Origin of the sequence: Methylobacterium sp. E-045 (genome assembly GCF_022829685.1) — a bacterium.
Taxonomy (GTDB): Bacteria; Pseudomonadota; Alphaproteobacteria; order Rhizobiales; family Beijerinckiaceae; genus Methylobacterium.
Map to the genome: position 1 here is coordinate 1 of NZ_JAKSYE010000123.1, position 353 is coordinate 353.

Sequence of the window (353 nt, forward strand, 5' to 3'; positions counted from 1 at the left end):
GGTAAAGCCCAGAGCACGGTTGTCGCTGCGGCTGGCCATGCTGATTCAGATGATCGACGCCACCAGCGTGCGGGGGCACCAGCATGCGGCCACCGCCCAAAAAAAGACGACCGATCCCGTTGCATGGGTCGCTCGCGCGGCCGCCTGACCACCGAGATTCATGCCCTGGTGGCTGCCCAGGGCCGCCCCATCGCCCTCAAGTTGACCGAGGGGCAGGCCCATGACCGCCGCCCATCGGACGGTATGCTCGGCCCGCTCGGTCCTGGTCACACCCTTCGCGGCGACCGGCCTGACGACAGCGACCAACGCCTAGACGCGCGGCCCAAACAAGGGCCCTGGGCACATGTCTGGCC

Annotated in this window: 1 pseudogene; it reads left to right on the forward strand. The window is 68.3% G+C overall.

What is annotated here, in order from left to right:
• Window positions 1-353, forward strand: a pseudogene (locus MKK51_RS23220) (transposase); the annotation flags it as partial.